The organism is uncultured Porphyromonas sp. (assembly GCF_938039215.1).
Taxonomy (GTDB): Bacteria; Bacteroidota; Bacteroidia; order Bacteroidales; family Porphyromonadaceae; genus Porphyromonas.
Map to the genome: position 1 here is coordinate 44,382 of NZ_CALHVI010000021.1, position 6,000 is coordinate 50,381.

The window sequence follows — 6,000 nt, forward strand, 5'->3', positions numbered from 1 at the left end:
CCCATCATGGGTCGGACGAGTGACCCATCATGGGTAACATTGGCGACCCATCATGGGTGCCTTGGGCTTTCATCAGACCCCAATTAGTAAGCGGGAAGAAGAGCACCCCTTATTTGCCGTCATCATCGGGATAAAATACATAGCCCCCCTGATCCGAAGAATCTCCGGTGTATCAGGGGGGCTTATCGATGAGAGCTATCTGGTAGCTCCTCACCGTCTCACCTCATGAGAACCCTTGTGGGGTCGGGAAGACTGCTTGCGTGTGGTCGGTTGTGGGTGAGTGAAAGGGGAGGGAGGACCAAGCTCAAAAAGGATGCCCGAAATCGATGGCCCTGTCTCCTCTAAGCCTTAGCAAGGGATGACCAATTATCATCCTAGGCATAATTAAGGAGATCTCATCGGGCACCCACTTGTGCCCCCGCCGCCCCTTGTTGTCTTTGCTAGAGAGGAGCCCATCAGCTTTCGTAACTCAGATGGTGCAGATCTCATCGTTAGATCTCTTCCCCTTACGTATAAGTAAGCGTGAGTTCGTGTCCAATCGGGGGGAAGGCTCTTTCTCTTGCTCGGATTGTGTGACTCGTATTTTAGTGTGCTACGATCTATTTGTATTGTCTGCGCTTCTTGTCCATGGATGGCTAAGAGAGCTAGATCGTTTCGGTCGGGAGGCGCTTCCTCCCTTTCTCTACTGCAAATGTATGGCCTTATTCGGTCTCTGAGGCTGTCCTAAACGGACAAGAATCTGCTGATTTCAGACATTCTTTAGTGTTAGGGACTAGTCAAATCGGACATTAATCTGTCCAAATCGGACATCTATAGTGGATGATAAGACATGTAATAGGATAGATCGTGTGTGTAATGTGTTGATAGTCAATGTGTATTTGGATTTCCTTGCTCTGGCATCTCTGATTTCTATGGTTCGGGGACAGGAATCAATGCAAGTAGCTCATTTGGGGGGAGGTAAAAGATTTTTCATCTTTGTGGTAAGCATTTATGTAGTAGGAGTGCTATAACTACTTGTATTGTAGTACGGATAGCCAAGATAGAGAATATAATAAGCTACCGATCGACCAGACGTAAGTAGGTGTGCGCAACAGACTCGCACCGATCGCTAGCCTAGGAGAAAGAGCAACACTCTATGGACGACCATAACACACTTAAGATGATAAAGTGGAATATATCACCGTGGTGCATGATCGCACATTGCTACCCCAAGGCCTCCCATTCAAAGAACCTAGGGAAGGGATGGCTTGGTAGAATCTGTATGCCCCTTATTACCTTCTTGGCTGTCATGCTCCTCGTATCATCTTGTCAAGAACGTCATCAGTCTTTCACAGCAGAGTATCGTAAGACCTTAGATAGCCTTGTCCTCGCAATACCAGATATTGCGGCACTTGCTCAGAAGCAAAAGCAGTTCGAAGGCGAAGGAAATCGTCTTGGGAGTATCGTTGCCTTGAGAGAGTGGGGGAGAGCACTGCGCAATGAGAGTAACTTCGATGAGGCTCTGCGTATCCATAGTGAGGGACTTCGACAAGCCGAAGCGCTAAAAGATACGATCGAGTGGGTGCGTGCTCTCAATGATATAGGTACCAACTACCGACGTATGGGTGTCCTTGACGTGGCCCAAGAGTACCACTATTTAGCAAGGATGCTCTCTGAAGAAAGTACTGATACTACCTATGCAACGAAGAAGAACCATGTCATCTCGCTCAATGGACTAGGGAATATCTACATGACCCTAGGGAATTATGAGCAGGCAGAGCAGGTCCTTCGCTTGGCGCTTGTCGGAGAGAAGCAGCTGCGCAGCAGGGTAGGACAAGCGATCAACTATGCTAACCTAGGCTCCATCTTCGAATCACAAGGTAAAATCGACTCCGCTTGGACCTACTATCGTCTCTCTATGGCGCTCAACCAAGAGGCGGGTAGTACCCTCGGTATCTCGCTTTGCCATACATTCTATGGCTCACTCTACCAGAAGGCCCATCAGTATGATCAGGCAGAGCGTGAGTATCAATCGGCTTACGCCTTGATGAAGGCTTCAAAGGATGAGTGGCATGCTCTTGCTTCGCTCATCGCTCTAGCTGGTATCTATAATGATACGAAGGATGATGCCCACGTAGAGGAATACCTGAGTCGAGCCAAGACGATCGCTGAGCGGATTCGCTCCAATGAGCATCTCGCAGAGATCCATTCCCTCTATTACAGCTATTATAGTCGTCTCGGTGACTATCGCCGAGCTCTAGAGAATAGGGAGATAGCAGAGTCGCTGCAGGATAGCGTGGTGAACATCGAGAAGATGAACCGCATCCAGAATATAAGCATCAATATCGAACGCAATCGACAGCGCCAGCAGATGAACGAGGTGCAACTCAAGCTGCAGGCTGAGCGAACAAAAAGGAATGTCGGCTTCGGTATCTTTGCTCTGACGGTCTTCTTCTTGATCGGTCTAGTAGTCATCCTCCTCTATGTCCAGAGGCTACGTGCTCATACGCACCGTTCACTCAAGCAAATGTCCTCGATGCGGGAGAACTTCTTCACGAACGTAACTCATGAGTTCCGTACACCTCTCACCGTGATCCTCGGTCTAAGCCATGATCTTCAGCGAGAGGATGCTGTACCCTGTGAGGTGAAGGAGAAGATCCATGTCATCGAGCGACAAGGGAAGAATCTCCTAGCTCTGATCAATCAGCTTCTAGACATCTCACGCATCAAGTCTGCAGTCGGAGATTCTGTGTGGCGCAGTGGTGACATCTCCGCCCATATACAGATGCTGGTAGAGACCTACCGAGACTATGCCGAGAGTCGCCAGATCGATCTGCAGTATCATCCCCGAGAGGCGGTAGAGATGGACTTTGTCCCCGACTATCTAGAGAAGGTACTCAATAACCTGCTCTCCAATGCTCTGAAGTTCACCCCCGAAGGTGGGCGCATCAGCGTAAAGACTTGGAAGGAGGCGGAACAGCTGTACCTTGAGGTAGCTGATACTGGTGAAGGCATTCCCCCAGAGGCAGTCCCTCATATCTTCGAGCCCTTCTACAAGGCTGAGAGCAACCTCCGAGGGATGAGCTCAGGTGTAGGTCTAGCACTAGTAAAGCAGATTATTGATGCCATATCAGGAGACATTCAGGTGAAAAGTACCCTAGGAGTCGGTACGACCTTTATGATCCGGTTACCTATACACCATGAAGGAGTGCCAGCCTTCACCCAAGCATCCCCCAGCACATCCCCCCTAGAGGTAGAGGAGCCTCTTGAGGATCAGACAGAGAATAATGATTGTCGCCTCCTCGTCATCGAGGACAATCAGGATATTGCCCGCTACATGGGTACCTTGCTCTCGGATCGCTATGCGGTCTATTATGCAGAGAATGGTAAGGATGGGCTTGAGCGAGCCCTCGAACTAGTGCCCGATCTCATCATCACAGACTTGATGATGCCCGAGATGGATGGACTAGAGGTCTGCCAAAGCGTCCGCAGCAATGAGATCATAGACCACATCCCGATCATCGTAGTGACAGCTAAGATTGATGAAGAGGAGCGTATCCGAGGGATTAAGGCGGGGGCAGATGCTTACCTAACGAAGCCCTTCAATAGCGACGAGCTACGTGCTCTCGTTGAGCTACTTCTCGAGCGTCATCGTCGACTGCATCAGAAGTCTGAGCAGGCTCCCCTTGAAAGCAACCAGAGCGAAGAGCATCAGCTTTCGGAGGCTGAGCAGCGCTTCCTCAATAAGGCCATTGATCTCATTGCGCTCTCCTTCGGTAAGCGTAAGATAGAAGTGAATGCTCTAGCCGAAGGGCTCTGTATGAGCCCCCGACAGCTTCACCGCAAGCTTGTAGCTCTGACAGGCTATACCCCTGCTGCCTATATTCTCAATGTGAAGATGCAGCATGCTAAGCAGCTCCTTGAGACACAACCCAACCTCACCATCGAGGATATTGCTGAGCGCTGTGGCTTCGAGCATGAATCGAGCTTCTACCATGCGTTCAAGAAGATGTATGGCACCACCCCTTCGGAGTATCGCCGAGGCTCTGCTCCAAGTGACTAGCGCTGCTGGTCGCTAGCCCTAGCTATCCCCTCTAGGGATAAGCCTCTTCTATCTGTTCTAGGATTTACCTTGTAGACTGTTCGGACTTTCTAGTGGAAATGGAGATGGATTACTCTTGCTTCCTCTTGAAGGGCTACAAGCTCTGGTATTCCGTCCATATCATCTAAGGGAAAGCTAAGCGAAAGGCAGTGCATCATCGAGCTAAAAGGCAAGCCCCCTCTGCAGATGACTGCAGAGGGGGCTTGCCTTTTAGCTCGATGGAGAGCGTGGTTAGCTCTTGTATATGCTACTTGTTACTCCTCGCCACTATCGTCGAGGAGATGCTGGCTATAGCTTACTAGGTGACGGAGGTTGCCGAGGATCTCGTTGGTTTCGATGAGGATATTCAAGTAGACCAGCGAAGCTCGGAGATTCTCCTTGCTCCCCTTGTGAGCACGCTTCATCTGAGTCTTACGCATATCCTTGACCTGTTCACGTAGAGCCTTCCCCATATCCTTGGCCTTCTTCGCATCCTCCATGCGTGCGCTGGAGATGAGCTGATGGACTTGGGCGATGTAGTCTACTACTTGATCTCGGATGGGTGCAAACTCATTCCGATAAGCTTCTGGGATAGGGTTGAAGTTGTTATCTACGTGTTCAGTGGATACCTCTGTAGCACGCTCTAGCGCGTAGATCATCTGAAGGCAGGCATTAGCCCCGAGGTGGAACCACATGTTGCGCTCCAGCATATCTTCGTCGGCTGCGAGCTGACGTAGGCAGATCGTTTCCTTACGACGCATCGTCTTGAAGGCACGCTTGTGTTCATCGAGATGATGGTTTGTCTTCTTCAGACGACGTAGATCTTCGCCAAAGAGCCCTTCGGTCAGGTCGAGGTAGTCACGGCTGACTCGGTCGAGTAGCGTGATCTGGTTCTCACGGACATGCTGGGAGAGCAGGCTCCACATCTTCTGAGGATCTTCGGTAGTGAGGATCTTGACGAAGAGTGCATCGTCAGCATCATCCTTCTTGCGGCGAAGTAGATGGCTATTGAAGAGGAGGAAGAGAGCTACGGCGATGAGGATCACCATGACGGGGAAGCCACCATAGTGCATCAGCGTAGCGATGATGATCGCGATGATGAAGGCAGCACCAGCGGTGACAAACCAGCCCCCGATGACGGACATTACCCCAGTTAGACGACCTACAGCACTTTCTCTACCCCAAGCACGGTCGGCCAGCGAGGTCCCCATGGCGACCATGAAGGTGACATAGGTCGTAGAGAGAGGGAGCTTAAGCGAAGTACCCAGAGCGATGAGTAGACCTGCAAGCACTAGATTCACTGAGGCACGTACTAGGTCGAAGGCAGCACCCTGCTCAATGGTAAGCTCCTGCTTATTGAAGCGGGAGTCGATCCAAGCACGAGTCTGCTTGGGGACGATGCGCTCTAGGAAGCCACCGATGGCACTACTCGTGCGTACTAGACCACGTGCAATACGAGAGGAGCCGAAGGTCTCTTCACCATCATCCTGGCGGGATAGGTTGACGGAAGTCTTGATCACATTCTGTGCGCTCTTGGAGAAGAAGAGTGCCAGCACCATGATCAGCCCCGAACCGATGAGGAAGTAGATGGGAGTCTCAGCTGGGCCATTGTTAGCCCCCATGAGGTAGGTGTCGTAAGCTCCATTTCCATTAGCCATGTAGTCCTTGTAGGCAGAGAGACCAGAGAGAGGCACCCCGATGAAGTTCACAAGGTCATTACCAGCGAAGGCCAGTGACAAAGCCAGTGTACCTGCTAGGACGATGACCTTGAAGATGTTCACCCCGATCCAGTGTAGTACCTGCATCGCAATGATGCTGATCCCTAGTGTCCACCAGATTAGTTCGGATGTGTTCTCACGGATCCAGTCCTTGTAGATGAAGCTCGATTCCTGAAGCCCCTTGATCAGCATGAAGTAGATGATCGAGGTGATGGCTATACC

General features: G+C 50.9%; 2 protein-coding genes. One reads left to right on the forward strand and one right to left on the reverse strand.

The window, feature by feature from the left end; translation table 11 throughout:
* Positions 1–1,261 precede the first annotated feature (1,261 nt).
* A complete protein-coding gene (locus Q0336_RS03010; protein ID WP_298525520.1) occupies positions 1,262–4,042 on the forward strand; it encodes an ATP-binding protein in 2,781 nt (926 codons plus the stop codon).
* A 293-nt stretch (positions 4,043–4,335) separates the two neighbouring features.
* Here the strand turns inward: Q0336_RS03010 and Q0336_RS03015 are convergent.
* Positions 4,336–6,000: inorganic phosphate transporter (locus Q0336_RS03015; protein WP_298525523.1), on the reverse strand; the 1,665-nt coding region annotated here is incomplete at its 5' end.

Excerpts from the sequence above, each read along its gene's own strand:
- Q0336_RS03010 (WP_298525520.1), top strand. The coding sequence starts at position 1,262 with ATGCCCCTTATTACCTTCTTGGCTGTCATGCTCCTCGTATCATCTTGT.